24 protein-coding genes are annotated in these 22,151 nt (G+C 36.7%); 3 read left to right on the top strand and 21 right to left on the bottom strand.

What is annotated here, in order from left to right; genetic code table 11:
• Nucleotides 1-11: 11 nt before the first annotated feature.
• The 13 genes from ACSU6B_RS09115 to ACSU6B_RS09055 form a co-directional block, all read right to left on the bottom strand.
• Nucleotides 12-926: a VOC family protein gene (locus ACSU6B_RS09115; RefSeq protein WP_410884552.1), complete on the bottom strand. Its 915-nt coding sequence runs from the start codon at nt 924-926 to the stop codon at nt 12-14.
• Between the two features lie 135 nt (nt 927-1,061).
• A complete protein-coding gene (locus tag ACSU6B_RS09110; RefSeq protein WP_214998570.1) occupies nt 1,062-1,598 on the bottom strand; it encodes a cupin domain-containing protein in 537 nt (178 codons plus the stop codon).
• A gap of 159 nt (nt 1,599-1,757) precedes the next feature.
• Nucleotides 1,758-3,035, bottom strand: a complete 1,278-nt coding sequence (locus ACSU6B_RS09105) for an MFS transporter (RefSeq protein ID WP_410884550.1) — start codon at nt 3,033-3,035, stop codon at nt 1,758-1,760.
• A gap of 284 nt (nt 3,036-3,319) precedes the next feature.
• The gene (locus tag ACSU6B_RS09100) at nt 3,320-4,111 is read right to left on the bottom strand and encodes an IclR family transcriptional regulator (protein ID WP_214998568.1); all 792 of its coding nucleotides are present in this window, start codon (nt 4,109-4,111) and stop codon (nt 3,320-3,322) included.
• Nucleotides 4,112-4,197: 86 nt separating this feature from the next.
• The gene (locus tag ACSU6B_RS09095; RefSeq protein WP_410884548.1) at nt 4,198-4,998 is read right to left on the bottom strand and encodes an alpha/beta fold hydrolase; all 801 of its coding nucleotides are present in this window, start codon (nt 4,996-4,998) and stop codon (nt 4,198-4,200) included.
• Nucleotides 4,999-5,203: 205 nt separating this feature from the next.
• Nucleotides 5,204-5,284 (bottom strand): YjcZ family sporulation protein, encoded by an 81-nt coding sequence (locus tag ACSU6B_RS09090; RefSeq protein WP_410884644.1) that lies wholly within the window; start codon nt 5,282-5,284, stop codon nt 5,204-5,206.
• 194 nt (nt 5,285-5,478) lie between these two features.
• Entirely contained in the window at nt 5,479-6,186 is a 708-nt protein-coding gene (locus ACSU6B_RS09085; RefSeq protein WP_410884546.1) for a DUF421 domain-containing protein, read from the bottom strand.
• A gap of 246 nt (nt 6,187-6,432) precedes the next feature.
• Nucleotides 6,433-7,236 carry a prohibitin family protein gene (locus ACSU6B_RS09080; protein WP_410884544.1) on the bottom strand — a complete coding sequence of 268 codons (804 nt, stop codon included), beginning with the start codon at nt 7,234-7,236 and terminating at the stop codon, nt 6,433-6,435.
• A 192-nt stretch (nt 7,237-7,428) separates the two neighbouring features.
• Complete coding sequence (locus ACSU6B_RS09075; RefSeq protein ID WP_410884642.1) at nt 7,429-7,812, bottom strand: YkvA family protein; 384 nt, start codon at nt 7,810-7,812, stop codon at nt 7,429-7,431.
• 294 nt (nt 7,813-8,106) lie between these two features.
• Nucleotides 8,107-8,793, bottom strand: a complete 687-nt coding sequence (locus ACSU6B_RS09070) for a DsbA family protein (RefSeq protein WP_410884542.1) — start codon at nt 8,791-8,793, stop codon at nt 8,107-8,109.
• A 48-nt stretch (nt 8,794-8,841) separates the two neighbouring features.
• The gene (locus ACSU6B_RS09065; RefSeq protein WP_410884540.1) at nt 8,842-9,246 is read right to left on the bottom strand and encodes a DoxX family protein; all 405 of its coding nucleotides are present in this window, start codon (nt 9,244-9,246) and stop codon (nt 8,842-8,844) included.
• Nucleotides 9,247-9,456: 210 nt separating this feature from the next.
• Nucleotides 9,457-10,317 carry a M56 family metallopeptidase gene (locus tag ACSU6B_RS09060; RefSeq protein WP_410884538.1) on the bottom strand — a complete coding sequence of 287 codons (861 nt, stop codon included), beginning with the start codon at nt 10,315-10,317 and terminating at the stop codon, nt 9,457-9,459.
• A gap of 1 nt (nt 10,318) precedes the next feature.
• Complete coding sequence (locus tag ACSU6B_RS09055; protein ID WP_410884536.1) at nt 10,319-10,735, bottom strand: BlaI/MecI/CopY family transcriptional regulator; 417 nt, start codon at nt 10,733-10,735, stop codon at nt 10,319-10,321.
• A gap of 188 nt (nt 10,736-10,923) precedes the next feature.
• Here ACSU6B_RS09055 and ACSU6B_RS09050 point away from each other — a divergent pair, with 188 nt between their 5' ends.
• Entirely contained in the window at nt 10,924-11,793 is an 870-nt protein-coding gene (locus ACSU6B_RS09050; protein ID WP_410884534.1) for a cation diffusion facilitator family transporter, read from the top strand.
• 191 nt (nt 11,794-11,984) lie between these two features.
• Here ACSU6B_RS09050 and ACSU6B_RS09045 read toward each other — a convergent pair whose 3' ends face one another.
• Nucleotides 11,985-12,686 (bottom strand): hypothetical protein, encoded by a 702-nt coding sequence (locus ACSU6B_RS09045; protein ID WP_410884532.1) that lies wholly within the window; start codon nt 12,684-12,686, stop codon nt 11,985-11,987.
• A gap of 123 nt (nt 12,687-12,809) precedes the next feature.
• Nucleotides 12,810-14,177 (bottom strand): alkaline phosphatase, encoded by a 1,368-nt coding sequence (locus ACSU6B_RS09040; protein WP_410884530.1) that lies wholly within the window; start codon nt 14,175-14,177, stop codon nt 12,810-12,812.
• A 617-nt stretch (nt 14,178-14,794) separates the two neighbouring features.
• Here ACSU6B_RS09040 and ACSU6B_RS09035 point away from each other — a divergent pair.
• Nucleotides 14,795-15,970: a glucose-1-phosphate adenylyltransferase gene (locus ACSU6B_RS09035; RefSeq protein WP_410884528.1), complete on the top strand. Its 1,176-nt coding sequence runs from the start codon at nt 14,795-14,797 to the stop codon at nt 15,968-15,970.
• Nucleotides 15,971-16,737: 767 nt separating this feature from the next.
• On the opposite strand, the gene ACSU6B_RS09030 is transcribed toward ACSU6B_RS09035, so the two are convergent.
• From ACSU6B_RS09030 to ACSU6B_RS09010, 5 genes are all read right to left on the bottom strand, one after another.
• Complete coding sequence (locus ACSU6B_RS09030) at nt 16,738-17,166, bottom strand: protein-tyrosine phosphatase family protein (protein ID WP_410884526.1); 429 nt, start codon at nt 17,164-17,166, stop codon at nt 16,738-16,740.
• Between the two features lie 75 nt (nt 17,167-17,241).
• Nucleotides 17,242-17,661: an arsenate reductase (thioredoxin) gene (gene arsC / locus ACSU6B_RS09025; protein ID WP_410884524.1), complete on the bottom strand. Its 420-nt coding sequence runs from the start codon at nt 17,659-17,661 to the stop codon at nt 17,242-17,244.
• Nucleotides 17,662-17,673: 12 nt separating this feature from the next.
• On the bottom strand, nt 17,674-18,315 hold the full coding sequence (locus tag ACSU6B_RS09020) for an aquaporin (protein WP_410884522.1): 642 nt from the start codon (nt 18,313-18,315) through the stop codon (nt 17,674-17,676).
• Nucleotides 18,316-18,345: 30 nt separating this feature from the next.
• Entirely contained in the window at nt 18,346-18,693 is a 348-nt protein-coding gene (locus ACSU6B_RS09015; RefSeq protein ID WP_410884520.1) for an ArsR/SmtB family transcription factor, read from the bottom strand.
• Between the two features lie 615 nt (nt 18,694-19,308).
• Nucleotides 19,309-20,082 (bottom strand): phytanoyl-CoA dioxygenase family protein, encoded by a 774-nt coding sequence (locus tag ACSU6B_RS09010; protein ID WP_410884518.1) that lies wholly within the window; start codon nt 20,080-20,082, stop codon nt 19,309-19,311.
• An 89-nt stretch (nt 20,083-20,171) separates the two neighbouring features.
• Here ACSU6B_RS09010 and ACSU6B_RS09005 point away from each other — a divergent pair, with 89 nt between their 5' ends.
• A complete protein-coding gene (locus ACSU6B_RS09005) occupies nt 20,172-21,095 on the top strand; it encodes a helix-turn-helix domain-containing protein (protein WP_410884516.1) in 924 nt (307 codons plus the stop codon).
• A 64-nt stretch (nt 21,096-21,159) separates the two neighbouring features.
• Here the strand turns inward: ACSU6B_RS09005 and ACSU6B_RS09000 are convergent, their stop codons facing one another.
• Nucleotides 21,160-22,056 (bottom strand): DMT family transporter, encoded by an 897-nt coding sequence (locus ACSU6B_RS09000; protein WP_410884640.1) that lies wholly within the window; start codon nt 22,054-22,056, stop codon nt 21,160-21,162.
• Between the last annotated feature and the right edge of the window lie 95 nt (nt 22,057-22,151).

The raw sequence follows: 22,151 nt of genomic DNA, 5'->3' as shown, positions 1-22,151 counted from the left end.
ACCCCTTTTCGTCAAACCAATGCTTTAACATCCACCCAGCCTGGGTCTGGCTCGCCGCCCATTGCTGCCCGTGTTTCCGGTTTTGGAGGTCCGGCGATTCCCCATTGGTCCATTAAATGAGGCACTCGCTTCCAAACACGCGCTCTCCATTCTGACTCATCTTCAATCGTTTCCAAATAACAGGTATACTCCATCACAAACTTCCCTGGATCTTGGAAGTAGCAAAAAACATTGTTTCCAGGACCGTGGCGCCCTGGGCCCCAAATCTCTTGATAGCCTGCTTTTCTGACATTACTGATTCCCCGCATCACTTCATCCACCGTATCCACTTCGTAGGCAATATGATTAACGGAGGCGTGAGCATCCTGATTAAAGGCAATCGAGTGATGTTTCCTGTTACAGCGTAAGAAGGACATTTGGTGCTCGCTCCAGTCGGTCACCTTAAACCCTAGGACATTCGTATAAAAATCAGTAATCATATCAAGGTCTTTCGTATTCATGACGACATGGTTCAGTTTGACTGGATCGACATTTTTCTTGTTCCAAATCGAGGTATGAATTTCCACCCAGGCGGATAATTCGATACAGCGATTTTCTGGATCGACAAAACGCAAGCCATAGCCTTTTCCTTCCTCATCCAAATAACCAGGCGAGGAAACAATCTTCACACCTTTTGAAGCAAGGATTTCTGCCGCTCTGTCGACTGCGTTTTTATCTACCATTCCGAATGCAATATGGTGCAGCCCTCTTTTTTCTCCTGCATGCAGGCTTAATATATGGTTTTCAGGGCCGGCCCCGCGAAAGTAAACAGACTGTTCATCTTGAGAAACCTTATCCAAGCCCCATATTTTCTCATAAAATTCAGCTTGTTCCTTGAGAACGGGGGTAATTAAGCTAATATGCCTTAAATGTGTGATTCCTAACATCCTGCCACCTCCATTTTTTTTTAAAAGTCAACAAGGATGATCCCGCATGAAAATAAGAGGACCATCCCTGTCAACGAACAAATTTCTTAAGTTTCAGGGAGTATGTTTGCTGAGAAACATCTGCCTATTGAAAAATTATTTTCCGTTTATAATTGCTTCTCTCTCTTTAGCCCGCTTAAGACGAAGTTCCTCTAATGCGCTTCCTTTTGGATAGGTCGGTAAATTCGGCTTAACAGCACCTAGCATAACGAGCATTAATGCCTCTTCATCGCTATCATTGCGCAGTCCGCGATAGACTCCAGGAGGAGAACTGATACAATCCCTTTCATTTAAGACGATTTCATGGACTTCACTCTCACCCTCTTCTTGGATAAGTGCAGTCACACTGCCTTTTAAGATAAAGAAAACTTCTTCCACATCATCATGTAAATGAAGTGGTCCTTTACACCCTGCTGGTAAAACCATGGTGCTTAATGTGAAGTGTTCTGCAGCAATCACATTTGCATCATTATTAGCCGTGGCACCGCGGCCGATATATCTCATCTGTGCTCTGCGATAAGCTGGGTCCACTTCTTCCTGAAACTTCAACACGTTAAAATCTAGTGAGCGATCCTTTAACCTCGCCACATATTTTTTCTCAAACGCTTCTACTGAAAATTTTTCCTCAGACATTTACAACACTCCTTCTTGAATATGTTTTATATATAAAACATTGTTTTCTTTATAAACTAATATTAATTCCCAATACTATAATTGTCAATTATAAATATTGAGAATTTTTAATATTTAAAACTATGTTTTATATACGTAACATTTATATAAATTAACATTTTATAAAATCACCCGTTGAGGAGGTAGATTCTCAATCTTTAGCTCTGCTGCTTCCCTTTTCAATGTAAATAGATACGCAATGAACCCAAGCGTAGCTGCGATAATCAACATCACAATGGAAGGTCCAAAGTCCCCACCGGCAATATCAACCATCCAGCCCATAATATAACTTGAAAACCCGCCAAGAATGTTAGTAAATCCCATCAATCCCGCAGCACGTCCAGCTGTTTCAGGCGTCGAGAATTTAACCATGAATAAATTACTTAAATGGAATACGCCGCCTTGTGTTCCCATTGCTAAGCCCATGCATACCCCGGCCATAACTGGCTGCGGAGAAAGAATGGCCGCAGTTAAAAATGATGCCGTCAATAGAAATAGAATCGTCGCAAGTAAACCAGGACGCTTGGTTTTATCCGCTAGAAATCCGCAAATTAATACGAATCCTAAAGCAAAAAGCCAAGATAAAGAGGTGATTCCAGTCATAGCCTCCCTTGTGAAACCTTTCGCTCCGACTAAATAAGTAGGCAGCCAAATACTAATACCGAAAAATAAAAATGACGACACTAACATGCCGAACCAGACAATCCAGTAACGATAGTCTTGAACAAAGCTTTGTTTTTTCGTTGATACTTTGGAATCTGACTGTCGAATATACGCTAATTCCCTTTGATCTAGTCGTGGATGTTCTTCAGGTGTATCGCGAGTAAGGAAGATAAACATAGGAAGAACGATTAAAATATTAAAGGCTGCTAAAGCGAAAAAGGCGGCTTGCCAATGGAAGGTGGCAATAACAAGCGTTAAGATAATCGCTCCACTAGCAGGTCCTAAATAGTTCCCTGCAAGCCATGAGGATTGTGCCCGCCCAAGTTCACGCTGATTAAACCAGTTAGAGATAAATTTTCCGCAAATCGGAATCATCATCCCCTCACCAATACCAAGAATGACACGGCTCAAGATAAACATCTCGTAGGAAGTAGATAACCCGCCAATAATCATGGTAATAGCCCATACAATCAGACCGATGATACCTGTTTTCCTTGCTCCAAGCTTGTCAATGATAAATCCCCAAAAGATATTGGATAAGGCATAAGCTATGGTAAAGATAAATGTGATCATCCCAATTTTTGCATTCTTATCTGCACCTGTTAATCCCAGATCATTTAAGAAACCTTGATCCGTTTGGATAATTGAAATACCTAATTTATCAATTTGTCCAAAAAACCAAAAAAAGAAAATAGGCATAGCAATATAAATCCAACGTTTATTAGTTCTCAGCATTAAAGGACCCCCTTTTGATTTCAATCGAGTGAATGCGCTTCCAGAAAATTTTATTATTAATTATATAATACTTCAAACGCCCAAACGGACTCTTATCACTCCTTTTTTTATTTTTCGCAGCAAGGAAAATGTTTTATATACAAAACACAGTTTACCACTAAGTTTATTTTAAAGTTTTGAGAATATTGTGTCAACAAAAATCATCTATTTTGTTTCACAAAATAAAACATGTTTTATATATAAAACGTAGCAACAAAAAAAAGCTTGCGGATTTCGCAAGCATTCTAATCCATTTTTGAGTGGTAGCCCATAAAGCCGGATAATATTTCGGAAGCTTCCAGCACTTTAGGTAAGGCTATTTTTTCAATAAATTCTTGATTGAAGGTAGCTTCTGTTGCGACCACATTGATCGCTGCCCTGACTTGACCCGTGCGCTCAAAGATAGGAGCAGCAACCGATTGAATTCCATGATGGAATTCACCCTTTGTTATCGCATAGCCCTTTTGCCGAATCGTAGCTAATTCTTGTTGAAAATCCATGTAATCTGTTTGCGTTCTTTCCGTATATGGTTTTAAATTGGAGCCAAATAAGATTTGGTTTAATTTGTCTTGGGGTTGATAAGCCAGCTGTACTTTTCCATTGGCGATCGCATGGGCGGGCAGTCTCAACCCAATATTCACATTAACTGCTGAGACTCCTCGGACTGGTGCACTGCCAACATAGACAACTTCTTGACCATCCAATATCGATAAATGACAAGATGCCCCAGTTTCATCCCTTAATTTTTCTAAATATGGCTGTGCAATTTCAGGGAGTTTTAAGGTACTTAAATAGGCAAAGCCTAATTCCAACACCTTTGGGGTTAAACTGTAGCGCTTCGTATGTTCATCTTGATAGAGATATCCAAGTGTTTGGAGTGTATACAATAACCGGAACGGGACCGTTCGACTTACATCCAGTTCCTTCGCGATTTCAACCAAGGATAATGTGGGGCGCTCTTCACTAAATAGCTTTAAAATTTCCAATCCTCGCACTAAGGCATTGGCATTATAGCGTTCCTTTTCATCTTTTGCCATCAGCATTTCACCATCTCATTGTTATTAATTTTCATATACTACAATCATATCAAAGTTTATGCAAAGAAGGGTAATCTCGTCTTGATTTATACTTTCACCAAGGAGGTCAGAAAGTCTAGAACGATTGCATTAAAGTTATTGGGATCTTCTTGATAACACAAATGACCAGTCCCAGGGATGGTAACAAATGTTGAATCCTTTATTGTCTCATGAAAAATCTGCGATTCACTAACCGGTGTTACTCTATCCAATTCTCCGCAAATAACAAGGGTAGGTGTAGTGATTGAAGATAAGATATCCATTTGATTTAAAGAAAAAAGTGAATAGGCGACAGAGCGGAATCCCATCGGTCTGATTTGCGAATAGATTCTTTCTGCCTCTTTCTTTATTTCCGGATCTGGCTGCGGTGAAAGAAGTTCCTTTACACGAAGCTTCGCCAGTTCTGCCGGCTCTACTGTTTCAATGGTATGTAGACGATTTTTTAATTTCCGTTCATTCTCTTCTTTACTTAGTGCCGCTGCCCCTCTTGTTGCATCTGAAATAATTAACGCGTCAACCATTTCGGGAAAGCGGTAACTAAAATCGAGTGCAATCGCCGACCCCATTGAATGTCCTAGCAGCGTGACAGATTCATAGTTTAATTTTTCGATCAATCCTTTTAAAACTTCAGCAAATTGCTTAAATTCCCTAAATTCCACTTTTGGATCAGAACTTTTTCCATACCCAGGTGCATCCCATGCAATCACCGTGAATTGATTGGATAAGCCCGTTAATTGTTTTTTCCATGACTCAGAGTTGTTCCCCATTCCATGTAAGATAATTAATGGGGCACCCTCTCCTTCGATTTCATAATGAATCTGTAAATCTTCCACTTGTAAAAAAGGCATATTCTTCCTCCTGTTTGTTTTATAAGTAAAACATTGTTTTATATTTTCTATAATAAAACAACTGCAGGATAAGTCAACCGAATTTTCAGAAGTTCCTGAAATCTTTATAACGGCTTCAAAATCCCATGGACGATATGAATGAAGTATAGTTTCAACCAAAAAAGCCCTTGTAGGGCTTTTTTAAGTTACGACTAATCGTATTTTCTTAGAAACAGATTGTGGCTCCAACGATGATTAACAAGATAAACAATACAACGATTAAGGCAAATCCGCCCCCGTAGCCGATTCCACCGTAGCCATAGCCACAACAACCACCAAATCCACCGTATCCAAACATTTTATACCCCTCCTTAGACTTATCCCTACAATTTATGTTAAGAAATAAGAATCGGAAGGGCTCTTTCCCTAGGATTTTTATAAGGACAAACAAATTTCTATTCCATATAGAATATGTAGGCTCCCCAGCCAACTATATTTAATTTAATTATCTCTCCCTGGTTTGTAGTAATATGGATCGCCTTTATGTTCCTTCATTTCATTATTGTCTATAAATAACTTTCCATCTTCTAAAAAAGTTGCTAATAGAATATTCTCTATTTTTTCACCCGATTTTTCGAGCTCGTCCATTAGCCAACCACGGTCTAATTGCAGATATTTTAAATTATGGTAAATAATTTGACCATCCATTATTAGTGGGATAGGAAGATATTCTCTCTTTACCTGTAACTTTAAATCATTAGGTTGAACTGGCCGGTATTCCGACTTGGGGATAATACTAATACTTCCTGTTTCCTCCATCACTGCAATGGCAATGTTTTGAGTATCAGTGTACCCTTGTACTCTTAAAGATGACAATAATTCAATTATTGTCATACGCACCTTTTTCAGCCCTTTTCGATCGATATCCCCGTTATGAATTAATACCGTTGGACTTTCATAAAGAATCCATCTTAATTTATTATGTAAGGATAAACGTATAAAGATTTTATATAGAATGACTGTGATTCCAGCATAGGTAATTGCCATTCCCATATTTTTAACCTCTATAGGGGTACTGATGATATTGGTTAGGACAAGAATATACAATAGATCGAAACTGTGCATTTGAGCTACAGCTTTTTTTCCCGTCAACCTTAAAAACAAATATCCTACAACAAAAACCAAAAATGCATGGTAAATTGTTTCCAAATTTACATCTCTCCTTATAAATCCTATCAAACGCCGTTACGGAACTAAAGTTATCTATAGTATTAGAAGTTTCATTCCTGTCTAACCACCGAAAGCTGGTTGCATTACATTATGCGATCTCCGATTTCGTCTCGGACACTTTGGAAACGGCAATTCACCATAGAAAAAGAGAGGCCCATTGCCTCTCCTTTATCACAGTATATTGTTGAGTATAATCAACATGGTTTACGAGAGACATATCCCAGCTTATTTTTTCGAAAGTCCCTCCACATCAACAAATGGAGTGGCTCCGCCTGTTACACTTGGCAAGCGGCCATCCCATTTTTCCAAAGCTTTTTCTTGGACTTCAATTTGCTTTAATTGGATTAATTCCGTTGTTACCTCTTGTTTTTTCAAACGTAAGGCTTCAGCCTCTGCACCAGCTTGAGCAATTTTCTGCTCGGCTTCGATTTTGACTCTTTCGAGATCTCTTTTTGCACGTAACGCATTTTGTTCCGCGGTTTGTTTCGATTCAATTGCTTTATTGAATTCTTCACTAAATGCAAATTCTTTGATATTGATATCTTCAAGAATCATATAATATTTTGTTAATTTACTTGCGAGCATCTCTTTTACTTTCGCCGATACTTCCGGTCGTTTGGAAATTAATTCTTCCGCTGTGTACTGGGCGGTGATTGCCTTTAATGATTCAGCAATCGCTGGGTCAACGATTCGGGTACGATAATCCAAGCCGATTTCTTGATAGAGCTTATTTACCGCTTCTGGATCAGCAGAATAGTTTACGGCCACCATGGCGGTGACCATTTGCAGGTCCTTTGAGGCAGCTGTTTGCGAGCTTTCTTCTTTTTGGACCCGGACTTCAATGGGTTGAACGGTTTGAATAAACGGAATCTTAAAATGAAATCCTTCCGTTAAAATCGTCGGTTTAACGGCCCCTAGTTGTAATAGAACTCCTCTATATCCAGAATCAACGGATGTACTAGAAAAAAAGCCAACCACGATAATAACAAGCGCAATGATTCCGCTTACTATAGATTTCGTATAGTACATTTTGATCCCCCCTTTAAGATAACCTTATGAAAATAGTTCCAGATTTATACAGGGAACAAACAGGAATCAGGTTGATTATAATTCAATTTAAAAAGCTCTTTCAATGAACCCTAATAGTCCAAATGCTAATATAGCTGTATTCCCAATAAAATAAGAGCTGCTGTATGCAACTCTCTTAGTTTTGGGAAACCCTTAAGCGAACAAGCTATAAATTTTAAAAATTATCCATCCTAAAACTAATCCCCAAATCAATATGATTATTGTTCCTGCAATCCAGTTCTTAGGTTTACCGTTTCCCATTAATTCCTCTGCCTGAGCTTCACAGTCAATGATGACGTTCCTAGGTATCATCTTTAAAGCCAGCATGATTCCTAATGGGACAATAATTACATCGTCTAAATAGCCAAGAATCGGTATAAAGTCAGGTATCAAGTCGATTGGGCTAAATGCATAGGCAACAACACATGCTGTAAATACTTTTACATGCAAAGATACTCTATTGTCTTTACTTGCAAAATAAAGTGTAATTATTTGTTTCTTTAATTTCCTCGCCCAGGTCTTAATGTTTTTTATCATTTTTTTCTCCGATTTAAACAAATTGTTGTATATCAATTCCTTTATAACATTTCTTTTATTTCCTTTCGGTAGGTTTTTCGATTTCTTCCACAGCAGTTCATAAAATGTAACGTAACCCATGGTTCCAATTTTCATTCCCATCATGACAGTGTTCCATTTTATTGAATCCTAAATACTTCAGGAAGTAAATCAAATGCAAATATATTTCAAATAGGAAAACAGGTAAAACATAGCGTTTACCTGCTTATTTTATAAATAATTATGAATTTATAAGACGTTTTTTTATTCTAGAAATTACTCTTCCTTTACTGCTTCGTTTACTCGCTTCTTGAAATCGTCATAAGTGTTCCCTTCAAATTTCACACCATTAATAAAAATCGAAGGGGTACTTGTAATACTTAACTTATTAGCAGCACTCATATCTTTTTCCCATGCCTCTTTTGATTGGTCATTTTTAAAGGAATTAACCACTCTTTTCACCTCTGCTTCAGAGACAATTTCGCTTAAAGTGTCCTTAAGAAAAGACTCTGAATATATATCCATTTGCTCTGCTTCAGTATCATCAGGCTGTTTTTCATATAATAGTTCATGAAACTTCCAAAACTTTTCATTTCCCAGTTCCTTAAAGACGGTTTCCGCAAATTTTGCAGAACGAGTAGAATCAATATTGATAAACGAATAATTCAAAAAATAAAACGATGCTTTTCCTGTATCGATAAAATCCTTTTCGATACTCGGAAAAAGTGTATCATTAAAATTTTTACAATAAGGACATTTATAATCGCCAAATTCAACTATTTTTACTGGAGCAGTCTTTTCCCCTAAAACTGGTTGTCCCTCATAGTCCATTGCTTCTTTTTTAGCCGTATTTGATAAAAAAATTAAACCGACTAAACAAACAGCTATTAAACCAATCATCCAAAATATAAATTTAGATGATTGATTATTCGATTGTTTGGTTTTCTTTTTTCCTGAAGACATCTATTCACCCTCTATTTAAACTTTTAATCTCTCTATGAATTTACATCTTTATTGTGGATTTTTAGAGAACAATTTTGAATCAAGAGAAAGTGCAGAATTTGAATTTAGGAATATATATACTGCCATGACTGCAAAGGCAAGATCCAATTCAAACCCAGCACCTTGTCCATTTCCCATGAAACCTGCTGCCAATTTTACTTTCCAAATGGCTCCAATCATGATAAATACAAAGAGAGCTGCGATATATCGTGTTCCAAATCCAATTGTTAACAACAAACCCCCTACTAATTCAATAATGGCGACTATGTACCCCACAAAACCTGGAATTCCTAAACTATCAAACCAACCTATAGTATTTTCAATCCCATTTTGAAACTTTGAAACACCATGAATAAAGAATGATAGCCCTAAAAATAACCTTAGAATTAGTGTCCCGACTTCTGATTTTTTCAATTTACTTTCTCCTTTCAAAATCCTTTAATATTGCACTACAAATCGTAGTGCAAGAGGGTAACATATTCTCCCTTTTACACATAATAACCTATTTTACACTACTTATTGTAGTGTAAGGTGTTACAAACGGTCAAGCAATAATATATCTCTACCAATTAATCTATTAACTATTCAATTAAATAAAGGATTGGACTTTACCTCCAATCCTTGTTAGGCAATAACTAATAGGAATAATATTAAAATAAACACATTTAAAGAGATTACGATTGATCGTGTCTGAACTTTAACGGGTATGGATTGTTGCGGATTAATCAATTGTTGAAGCCTGTAATCGACTGTACTATCCGCAAAATGCACAATAGCTGGCGTAAGATTTGAATTAACTTTTAGTTGCTTCTTCTTAATTAGCTTTAATAAAGCACTTCCTAATCCAAGTTCTGAACCCATCCGATTAATAGCATATTCATCTGCAACTAGTTCAATCATAATCCGATAATTCTGATAGGACCATTTCGTAAGAGGGATATACCATATAGATTCTGAAATGATTTGTAAAATAAAAACCTTAACTCCATCATAATACCTTTGGTGGGAAGTCTCGTGATAGATGACTGCTTCTAATTCCTTTGCATCTAACATTTCAGTTAAAGTAGTAGAAAGGACAATTACTGGTTTCGAAAACCCAAATGTAAATGCCAACGGATCTTTATGATTGATAACAACAATATCATCATTTTTTCTATTAAAGATTTGATTCAAATAACTGGATTTGTCTTTATTAATAAGTCGTTGAATTTTATTTTCAAATGAACTTAAAAGCAGGATCTGCTGAACGATCTTATTACCAATGATGAAAGCCGTATAAAAAATATAAGCATTCACGATGAATAAGCTGGCATAATAGGCAAAAGTGCCTTTTTCAAATAGGCTAACGCAAAAATTAAAGAAATTAAAAAGCTCTAATGGGCCAAATAAGATATTAACTAGATACATAGTCATTTGAACAAACAAAATGATCGCAAAGAAAAGAGCTAATCCTAAAACGGCAGTTGATTTATGTTTCCAGATCATGTTACTTTCTGCCCTTTTTTAATTGTTCAATTTTTTGTTCCAGTTTCTGAAGCAAGTTATCATCAACTTCATTTAAAGAATCAAGCATATGATTAACAACTAATCCCCCAAATTCGTCCAAAAGGTTATCTGTTAGTTTTTTTGATTGGTCACTAATAAAATCCTCTTTGGTCTTTACAGGTTTAAAGAGAGATGTTCTTCCTTCCAATCTTTTCGTTAGGATGTTTTTAGCGACAAGACGGTTCATAACGGTCATAACTGTATTAAAGTTTATCGGTTTTTCATTTTCTATTTTTTGTTGAACATCCTTTATACTCTTTTCATTGCCGTCCCAAAGAATGTCCATTATTTTAGATTCAAGCGGTCCGAAAAAACGATTAAGTCCTTCTTGGTCAAAACGAAAATTATTGATTGTCATTTAACATCCTCCCATCCATTACATATTGTAGTGTAATATTTTATATTTTTCAATGCTCAGTATAGTTTCCTCAGTGAAACTTTTTTTCACTGCGATTACTTAGTTTGAAAGGTGACAAAAGGTTTCTCTAGACCCACTAGATATTTTTATTCCATAATATAAATGGAGAAATGGTGGGGGATAGAAACATGAACGAACAGGGATATTTGGATCTTAGAAGAGGAGAGCGAGGAGCGATAATAAGTATTATTGCTTACATAATCTTATCTTCATTAAAACTATCAGTAGGTTTTATAGCTAACTCTGAAGCCTTAAAAGCAGACGGTTTAAATAATTTCACAGATATTATTGCATCAATAGCTGTACTTATTGGTCTTAAATTATCACAACGACCGGCTGATGATGACCATCCTTATGGGCACTGGAAAGCTGAAACAGTTGCCTCAATGGTGGCTTCCTTTATTATGATTGCTGTTGGAATACAAGTAACATACGAAGCGATTTCGAGTATATTTTATGGAAGAAATGAAACTCCAGATTTGGTTTCTGCATGGACAGGTCTGTTTTGTGCTTTGGTTATGTATTTTGTTTATCGATATAATAAAAAATTATCAAGGGAGATAAATAGCCAATCTGTTATGGCCGCAGCAAAGGATAACCTTTCAGATGCATGGGTCAGTGTAGGTACATTTATTGGTATCGTTGGTGCCCAGTTCAATCTTCCTTGGCTCGACCCAATTACTGCTATAATTGTTGGATTACTCATCTGTAAGACAGGTTGGGAGATTTTTAGAGATGCTTCCCATTATTTGACCGATGGATTTGACGAAAAACAAATAGAAACATATAAAGAAACAATCATTAATTGTTTTGGTGTAAAAGGGGTTAAAGACATCAAAGCTCGGAATTACGGGAATAACGTAGTTGTGGACATTGTGATTCTGGTCAATTCCAATTTAGATATTCGCGGAGCCCATGATATTGCAACCAAGGTTGAAAATGAATTAATAAAAGAACATAATGTCTATGATGTTCATGTCCACGTTGAACCTAATTAAATTAAATGCAGAAAAGTAATAATGAGTTTGGAGCCTTTCTCCAAACTCATTATTGAAATAAAATCTATCAGCAACAAGATGAAGTTTTTATTTTTATATTCATTTTTATTAATAAATACAAAAATAGCATTAGGGTTAAACACAAAATAAAAATAACCTACTCAACATGTGAATAGGTCATTTAGCAATACTTACCGCTTTAAATCAATTTTTATTTTCTGTGACTTACCAATTTCCTTATGGTTTTTATCAAGAACATCGCTAGTTTGGATTTCTACCCATTTTAAATCTGGACTTGATTTTTCGACTATAAAACCTAGTGCTCCTTGCTTTGAACCATTTGGCTCAATTTCTCCACCCATATACTCAATATAAAAGTCATCTATAAAGTTTCTTTTCTCACCATTACTTGTATTTAGATGAGCAATAGGTCCAAAATGAACTGTTTGGTCAGATTTATTGATTAGTTCAACTTCCACTTTAATAAAATCAAATTCTTCATATTGTTCCGTATAATAATGAAAATAATCCATTAAGGAATACGTCGGTAAATTGTGAATGAGCTTTACATTCTTGATTTTCATTTCAACTGGTCCAAGTGTAAAGTTTTTATTTAGGGATGCAATCCCTTTTAAGGTCACTGTACCTTTACTATCTTTTATCGTTTGTCCTACATTTAAAAGTTTCGTATCATCGGACACTTGTGGATTTGGGACATAAATATCAGATAAAGATTTGGCTCTATTTTTTTCTTTATTGGTACCATCATTCTTTTTTTCAGACACATGTTCCAGTTTTTCAGTTTCTTTCGCAGTAGATTCATCCTTTTGAACAGCATTACAGCCAAACAATACAAAAGACAATACCAGGATGATAGGCGTCAATAATTTCACAAAAATCCCCTTTTCTTGTTGGATAGTATCTTAGTATTTTTTCAAATTAAGCATGAGTTCTTAAAAAAAGTTCCCGTTGAACAAAGAGCCCAACGGGATATTAATATTTTTTATTTATAAAGATTACTTGCCATTTTTTAGAATGTCAAAGATATGCTTCGCTTGGTCAGTATTTTCAATATTTCCAGCAAACAGGTCACTGCCAGGACCGTAAGCATATACGTTAACATCTTCACCAGTATGTCCGCCTGTTGTCCAGCCAGTTACGGAACGTAGGTCAAAGATAGTTTCGATTGCATTATCAATGGTTGTTACATTCTTAGATGCAGCAGCTTTTTTAACAGAATCGATTTCTTGAGCTGTTAATTGTAAATCAATATAGTTTTTAAGAGTTTGTTCTACATCGGCACCTTTGGCGATTTGTTCTGCCATGAAGTCAGGTGTACGTTTTGCTGCTGCAATAGGAGCTCCGAACCAGTTATAATCCCCTCTAGCACCGATAGAATACCCGCCAGTTGAATGGTCTGCTGTTGCTACAACTAGAGTATGCTTGTCTTTTTTAGCAAATTCGATCGCAGCTTTAAATGCTTTTTCAAAGTCTTCCATTTCACTCATAGCTGCAACAATATCGTTATCATGTCCAGCCCAGTCGATTTCGCTTCCTTCTACCATTAAGAAGAAACCATTTTTATTTTGGCTTAGTTTATTCAAAGCTGTTTCAGTCATATCGTTTAATGAAGGCATAGTTGCTTCACGGTCAAGCATTTTTGGCATTCCGCCTGGAGCGAATAAACCTAACATACGAGGGTTGTCGCTTTTTAACATTTCATCTTTATTGGTTACATAAGAATAACCATCTTTTTGAAATTGTTCTGTTAGATTACGGTCTTGACGAACAAAGTTGCTTACACCGCCACCAAGCATAACATCGATTTTATGTCCGCCATTGATCATTTCATCATAATAATCATCAGCAATGGCATTCATGTTTTTACGGCTAACATCATGTGCACCATAAGAAGCAGGTGTCGCGTGTGTAATTTCCGAAGTCGAAACCAATCCAGTTGATTTGCCCTTTTCTTTAGCTGCTTCAAGAACAGTTTTTACAGATGATCCGTCATTATCTACACCAATGGCTGCATTATATGTTTTAACACCTGCAGACATCGCTGTTGCAGCTGCTGCTGAATCCGTAACATTTTGATGTGGATCTTCTGGATATGTTTTTTGTTGTCCTACTAAGTACTTATCAAATTCTGTTAGCTCAACCTCTTTTGTTGAAGGGTTGTCCTTTAAATAACGATAGGCAGAGGTATAGGAAACTCCCATTCCGTCCCCAATTAAGAATATAACATTCTTAATCTCTGCATTGTTTTGTCCTACTTCATTAGCTTTGACGTCATTATTTATGTTACCAAGAAAGGTTCCAAATGCTACAGTGGATAAAACTGCTATTGGTAAAACTTTTCTTTTGAGTATGTTTTTAAACAAAATAATAGCCCCCTTAAATATTTATTAAAACCTAATGCAATTTTCATTAGATTTTAATTTTGGCTTGCTATTAAACTATAAAACAAAATTGTAAATCTATTATTAACACAATGTAAAGATTTGTTTTTCACATACAAAATAGCCTAGAAATTTTTCCATGCCATTTTTTAACAGCGTAAATTCAAATTTTTTGTATAATAGCTTCGATTGTAAAAATAGTAAAGGAATTTTAAACCATGTTTACATTGTTTTTATAATTTTCAGATTTTTTTCGTTATAATTCGACAGAAAAAGAGAAAGTTCTATTATTAATTTTTAATAATTTATAGGTCACACATCAGATTACTTAAATTATGTCGAATTATGTTTGTAAAAGTCGGAATTATTTAATTTTGACTTAATACCTCGTTTGCTACAATGAAAAACAGATTGCAACACTAACAACATGAAAGGAGCTTAAATTTTGATGCAAAGTCTATTAGATAGAATAAAGTTGGAAGACACTTTTACCATAAATGAAGAAGATGATTCAGAATCTGAAGAGTTATATTACAAGTTATGGGAAGATGATCGATTGTAACTCAAATAAAAACATAAATCCTAATATGGAGGCAACTATGACTAATAAACAATGTATAGCCATGCTATTAGCTGGGGGAAGAGGTTCTCGATTAAAAGAATTGACCAAATACATAGCAAAGCCTGCAGTTCCATTCGGTGGAAAATATCGAATCATTGATTTTACATTAAGCAATTGTTGTAATTCTGGTATTGATACTGTTGGTGTTTTGACACAGTATCAACCTCACACTCTTCAAAATTACATTGGTGATGGCAAGCACTGGGACTTAAACCGAAAAAATGGAGGAGTTACCATTCTTCCACCTTTTCAATGTGAGTTGGGTGAAAGATGGTATGAAGGCACCGCCCATGCTATTTATCAAAACCTTCAATTTATTGAAAGTTACAATCCAGAGTACGTTCTCATTATTTCAGGTGATCATATTTATAAAATGGATTACAGTAAAATGCTAAAGCAGCATATAGAAACGTCAGCCGATGCCACCATTTCTGTTATCAACGTACCATGGAGTGAGGCCAATCGGTTTGGTATTATGAATATCGATCTCGATTCGAAGAAAATAGTAGATTTTGAAGAAAAACCAGAACAGCCTAAATCAAACCTTGCATCTATGGGCATTTACATTTTTAATTGGAAACTATTAAAAAAATATTTAGAAAAAGAAGAAAAAAAGCCATTTTCATCAAAGGATTTTGGGAAGGACATTATCCCTTCGATGATAAGTGATCGGTGCAACTTATATGCTTATGGTTTCAAGGGTTATTGGAAGGATGTCGGAACCATTCATAGCCTCTGGGAAGCGAATATGGATTTACTTTCATTTAAGAGTAATCCAATTTTACAAAATGAAGACTGGCCTATTTATACACATGAAACTTCCCAGCCCCCATTGTATTTGGACGGAAAGGCTAGCACACACCAATCTCTAGTAAGTGAAGGCTGTAAGGTGTTTGGAAAGGTAGAAAATTCAGTTCTCTTTTATGGAGTTACCGTAGGCAACGGAGCTGTTATAAAAAATTCCGTTATTTTGCCCAATACCATTATAGGTGAAAATGCGGTGATTAACCGAGCAGTTGTTGGTATGGGAACGGTAATTGAAGCTAATGTTAAAGTGGGAGAAGATCAGCCATTTAGCGAAATCACCTTAATTGGGGATAACCAGACTATTCAAAAAGATATGGATGAAAAAGTTAAGGAAAAAGCTGTTTAGATTATTATTCTTAACATATAAACATAGGCATTACTTTTACAAATTAGTTAAAATAAAAAATTTAGCAAACAGAATTGAAATGGGAAGGTTTCCTACAACGGCATTTCGATGATTGTCAAAAAGAAATTAGATAAATAACAAAAGCGATGAGTAATCTCGTCGCTTTTACTTAAGACAAAATACTAAACTCACCGTTAGCCATCCATCCAGCACAAAATCAGTGCTGCACCACAGAGAAATAAAAATAGTTTTCCAGGAGGCTTGCAATTCCTGAACTAAAGAAAATAGGGTTTAAGTTTGTAAAATTAGAGTATTACATTTTGAAATGAATCAAACATATTTCAAAAAAAGTAGTTAGTCCTTAATTAACTAACTACCCCTTACGTTTCTTACCTAACAACAATCACTTTCATTTCCTAATAACACGAGACCATTCGCCTCTTCACTAAAATCCAGTGTAAGGTTATCCGTATATGGCTCAATATCGGGATCAATTGCCACCAATACTTCATTAATGGTTACTACTAAATCCTGTTCTTTTGGCTCATCCAGAGCCAGCCCTACATTTGGCTGTCCTCAGCCATAGCCTGCAAAATAGACACGAAGGTTTTTAGCTTCGTGTTCTTGGAGCAATTGTTTCAATACATCACGAGCTTGATCTGTGATATTCATTTGCCCATCACCTTCCAAATTCACTTACTTATCTTACTTGTTTCTTATGAATTAAGAAATCAGAACGTCTGATTTCATTAATTTTTGTTTTCTTATTAAGCATTAGGAAAGATGCGTTGCAATGCTTCTTTCATCTGAGGTTTTACGTTAATTTTTGGACGAGCTGCCTTAGCAATTTTTTCAGCCTCATCAATTGTCTTCGCTTTACCTAATGACAATAAGGTTCCAACTGCAACTGTTCCTGCTCGGGTGCTTCCACCACCACAATGGAAATAAACTTTTTTGCCTTCGTTATAGGCACTTACAACATGCTCAATTGACTTTTTGATTGATTCGTCTTGATGCTCAGCATCATCAACGATTGGACTATGGATTCGATCGTACCCTGACTTGTTCTCATGCGACTCCGCTCGCAAATCGTAAATAACATCGGCTTTTTCATTTTCCATCATGTCCTTCACATCATCTGCTCCGCCGAAATAAATATGATCTTTAATTAATTCGTTATAGTTTTTTGCAGCCATGGTTTTACTCCACCTTTAATGTTTATTTAGTAGCATTGATAAAAGTTTTTAATTGTTACTCTTGGCTTTCAATTCTTACTCACCAGTTTCACCAAAACGCTTAATGCGTTCTCCGATTTCATCACGGACACGTTGGAAGAATGCCCATTTTTCTTCGTCAGTCCCTTGAGCTTTAGCTGGGTCATCAAATCCCCAATGAACTCGTTTTACTTTTAGTGGTGTGACCGGACACTTATCAGCAGCATCACCACATAATGTAACAACTAAATCGGCATTGTTTAAATATTCAGGGTCGATAATATCAGAGGTGTGACTTGAAATATCAATTCCAGTCTCTTTCATCGCTTTTACAGCATTGGGGTTCAATCCGTGTGCTTCAATCCCAGCACTGCGTACTTCCCACTCGTCACCTAAATGTTTTTTAGCCCAACCTTCTGCCATTTGGCTTCGGCAAGAGTTACCTGTACATAAGAAGTAAAGTTTCTTTTTAGACATGATGCATTCTCCTTAATTTTCGTGAAGTAGTTTATAAATCATTGCCGCACAAACTGCTCCTAAAATAGTAGCGACAATATACACCCATAGATGTTGTGTTGTACCTGATACGATGGCTGGACCAATTGATCTTGCTGGATTCATTGAAGCACCACTAATTGGACCTGCGAACATAGCTTCCAATCCTACCGTTGCACCAATGGCAATTCCTGCGAAGGATTTTACCGCTTTACCATGGACCGCAGAACCGAATATAACCATCATCAAGAAAAAAGTAAGGATAAATTCCAAAATAAACGATTGTGACCATGATCCTCTTGGTAAGGTGGTACCGAGCGTTGCAACGTTTCCAAATAAACAACACAACGTTGCACTTGCTGCAATCCCTGCAATGATTTGAATAATAATATAATAAAGTGCTTCTCTCTTCTTTATATCCCCATGAATTAAAAATCCAATAGTAACAGCTGGATTAAAGTGTGCACCAGATAGGTGACCAAACGAGAAAATTAGTGCCATTACAACTAGCCCAAATGTAAGGGCTACTCCTACATGAGTTAAACTTTTAGTAATCGAATCTATTACAACTGCACCTGTTCCAGCAAAAACAAGAAAATAAGTTCCTAAAAATTCGCTGATTAACTTTTTTTTCATTTTGTTTTAATCCCCTTGTTGATCATTTGCTTAACATCCACAACGAAGCGTAGGATTGCTCTTTTCAATCTGTTTGATTTTCTTTGTCTGAACTGGCACATGCTCTAAAATTTCTTCTATAAGTCCATATAAATCACTTTGTGAATTCAAGGAATAATAGATCCACTGACCTCTACGATCCTCTTTAACTAACCCTAAATCCTTTAGTTTTCGAAGATGCTGACTAATAGACGGCTGACTCATATCAAACACTTCAAGAAATTCACATACACAGCATTCCCTTTGTTTTAAAATTGTCACAATGGTCAAGCGTGTTTTATCCCCTAATAGTTTCAAAACGTTGGCAGCTCGTTCTATTTCAACTATTGATTTCAACATATTGGACACCTCCCTGCATATAAGCAAATAATAATATACTTATTTAAAATCTGTGTGTTATATAGTGTTTTAATTTTCCGTTGAATCCAAGAAATTATACATATCGTTCATGACTTTCTAAATCGGATTCTAATAATTTAATACAAATTTACATATAACTATCTGCTTATATGTTAAAGCAATAAAAAATTTAATTCAAGTTCTCTACTGTAAAGTTATTGTAAATAGAAAAAGATTAATAACCGTAGCTATCAATCTTTTTTTTAGAGATTAGAATAATTTTTTCAAAGCCATAACATCAATAAATTCACTTTATCGAATCCTCTGGTTTTTTTTAAAATAAGGCTTTGTTATACTTGGCTGTTGGATCTCCGCTCATGCGCTTCGCTTTCCGCGGGCGGTCCGGGGAGCCTCCTCGGCGCTAGCGCCTGCGGGGTCTGACCCTACCCCCCTTAAAATAATACGACCCGTTAACAGGATTACCGAATCGCAGGGTTTCTCTACTCCTGACTCTTTTCGGTCACGTAGAGCCCTTCTACGTTACCCACTTCTCTTCTCCTGACTCTTTTCGGTCACGTAGACCTACCCTATTTGTAACTGTTTCCTCTCAATTCACTATTTTAAGGCAAAGTTAGCGTGATAATCACGGAATGTTGGATTTTCTCCACATACCATCAGGCCTTGCCCCCAGTTCACATGTACATCGGAGGACGGTTTATCGGCAGGATCACGATACTGGAATAATACGTTTCTGCGCGGACGGTTACTGCGATTACTATCCGAACCGTGTACCGTTAAATAATTAAAAAACAGTACATCCCCTGCTTCAGCAGGGCAGGGAGTCCCTATGGAAATCGGATATTCCTTATGATTTAAGTAGTGACTGCCTACATGAGGAAGTGGTCCTTTATGATGAGATTTTGGTATCACCCTTAGGCATCCGTTTTCCAAGTCAGCATCATCAAGATGAACACTAGCAGCCAGCATGGTATGACTTTCATGTGGGAAATACGGATGATCCTGATGCATTGGAAAAGCTGCTCCCTTTTCAGGCGGCTTCACCAGCATTTTGGAGTGATGTAATTGCACATTCGGTCCGATCAGCTTTTGCAAAATAGACACCATATTAGGATGAATAACCGCTCTTGAGAAAGATGCATCATGATAATGAACGTCATGAAACCCTTTCAAAACAAGTTTTTTTAACTCATTCGGGGGAATGTAATCCCCTTGCCAGGCATGATTTCGATCATGTTTAGTATTTGCAGCACGTTGAATAATGCGTTCAACCGCCGTTTTCATTTGCTCTACTTCCTCTTTAGAAAAAACCCCTTTAACAAGCAAGTATCCATATTCTTTGTAAAAATCAGCATCCTTTGAAGTAATCATGATAATTTCCTCCTTTAAGATTAATAGTATAATTGTTATAATTTTAAGAAAATAATGGATTCCAGTCTTTATCAAAAGAGGCTGTTTTTTTGTCTTTTGAAGACATCGGAGGGATATTTTTGGTCGTCCAATCATGTAAACTAAGTGAAGGAATGTTGAATCAATATGCAATACGGCCGATTGGAGAAGAAATTTCCTTTAAGGTGCATTATTGGGGAGTGAACCCGGAGCATTTTAACAATCCGGTCCATAGGCATTCATTTTTTGAAGTTTGTTATGTACTAAATGGAGAAGGACAGTATAAAGACCTGGATGTACAATATCCGTTAAAGAAAGGTACAGTATTTTTATCCCGTCCGAACATTCATCACCAAATTTTAAGCGAAACCGGACTTTTTCTTGTATTTGTTGCTTTCGAGCTTTTACATGAACAATCAAAGGTTGATTGCATTAGGAAGTTTAATCTACTGGCGAAAACAAATAGAATTTGTATTAGTGCTGCTGATGATTCCTCAACGGCCTTACTATGGAGGGCATTGGTAGATTATACGTCAAACGGCGGTGCCAACGATTTTAACTTCATTACTAATATGGCACACACGCTCATCCTGTCCTTTAGTACTATGTTTTCCGAAACAAATCAGAGAAGTCGAAATCAAGAAAAAATGTTTTCGAATCGTTCTCCCACCCATTTATATCAAGCAAAGCTGTTTATTCGTGATAATTTATCAGAACCATTGAAGCTAGAACATGTCGCCAACTATCTTCACATTTCTAGTCGTCATTTATCAAGGCTCTTCTCCACTGAACTGTGTGAAAGTTTCTCCAATTATATTCGCAAGGAAAGAGTAAGAGAGGCGGCTCGTCTTCTTGAAATGACAAGCATTCCTATTAAAGAGATAGCTGATGTCACCGGCTTTGGATCAGTGCATTCCTTTACACGCGTATTCACTACAATGATGAACGTTTCACCCGCTAAATATCGCAATGATTATGTGAGTAAGACAATATAGTCTAAAAAAATAAGCCCATTAAATAAGTGGGCTTATTAAGGAATATTTAATTGAGTCGATGATTTTATTTATTACTCATCCTTTTGTATATAGGCTTATACCGGAAATTCACAAAATGAATGCTTGTGGCAACTAATAACATCCCGACAATAAGGGTATAGGTCACCGTTTCTCCCAAGAAAAGCACGCCGAGGAGAACAGCAACAATAGGAATGAGAAACGTATAGGAACCAACTTTACTTGCCTCACCCGCATTAACAAGCTTGTAGTAAAGGATGTAGGCATAGGGGATGCCAATGGTCGCACCAAAGCAGAGCCCTACTATGTAATATCGATTCCATTCGATTGCAGACCAGCTTTCAAACACTGTTCCAGTACTTAGGAGGAAAATGCCTCCAATCACAGATTGAATCGCCACCATCCAAAATGCATCCACTTCTTTGCTTACTTTCTTTACGTAGATAACACCTGACGCCCAGCTTACCGCTGTTAGTAACCCGAGTATCACTCCAATTGGTGAGATATGAACGGTCAAACCGTCGACACTAACGACTGCGATCCCAACGAATCCAAGCAACAAACCAATGATTTGGATTGGCGATAAATATTCACCTAGGAACAGCCAAGCGAAAAGGCCGAGTAAAATCGGCTGGAAATAGACAAGTACGGAAAACAATCCACCCGGTAAATAGAGCAATCCTAATGTCTGAAGCCCGAAAAAAAGGATGGAGTTAAAGAAAGCCGCAATACAGTACTTCTGCCAGTTATTCCGCCAATTGATCGCCTTCCGCGTCTTCCAAATAATTAGTGTCAACAAGATTCCACCTAACAGTGTACGCAGTCCTGCATAAAGCAATGGCGGTGAATAGGGTACTGCTAATTTATTGATTGGCCAGCTTGCGCCCCAGATCAAAATGAGCACGAAAAGCGCAGCCTTCGATTTTTTAGACATATTTTCCATCCCCTTTTCAACGACAAACAAGCAGGTCGAACTCGTCACCGTAAAGTTCAAAGAGACGACGCACTGATGCATCACCTCACGATAGTATAATACTT

Source organism: Neobacillus sp. C211 (assembly GCF_051842875.1).
Taxonomy (GTDB): domain Bacteria; phylum Bacillota; class Bacilli; order Bacillales; family Cytobacillaceae; genus Neobacillus.
This window is presented reverse-complemented; position numbering and strand designations above follow the sequence as displayed.